2 rRNA genes are annotated in these 487 nt (G+C 46.0%); both read right to left on the minus strand.

The features are described 5' to 3' along the window. Positions 1-117, minus strand: a 23S ribosomal RNA gene (locus tag SB765_RS27990); the annotation flags it as partial. Between the two features lie 233 nt (positions 118-350). Further along, positions 351-487: ribosomal RNA gene (locus tag SB765_RS27995) — 16S ribosomal RNA — on the minus strand; the annotation flags it as partial.

A 487-nucleotide genomic window follows, 5' to 3' on the forward strand; every position in this document is an offset into this window, starting at 1 on the left:
TCGGAAATCTCCGGATCAAAGCTTGCTTACAGCTCCCCGAAGCATATCGGTGTTCGTCCCGTCCTTCATCGGCTCCTAGTGCCAAGGCATCCACCGTGCGCCCTTTCTAACTTAACCGTTAAAAAGAATCACTACGTGATATCTTGCATTACTAATTGAATGTGAATTACTTCTGTTATCTAGTTTTCAAAGAACAACGCATAGGACATGCTAACACATGCGTTGCCACAGGAAGTGGCGCATTTAGCAGGTGTTCCTATGTTTTGAAGGAATGATCCTTCAAAACTAAACAAGACAGGGAACGTTCTGTTTATAAGACCCAAGGTCTTATATTCCGTTAAAATCCTTAGAAAGGAGGTGATCCAGCCGCACCTTCCGATACGGCTACCTTGTTACGACTTCACCCCAGTCATGAATCCTACCGTGGTGACCGTCCTCCTTGCGGTTAGACTAGCCACTTCTGGTAAAACCCACTCCCATGGTGTGA

Source organism: Pseudomonas sp. SIMBA_067, from assembly GCF_046534675.1.
GTDB classification, from domain to species: Bacteria; Pseudomonadota; Gammaproteobacteria; order Pseudomonadales; family Pseudomonadaceae; genus Aquipseudomonas; species Aquipseudomonas putida.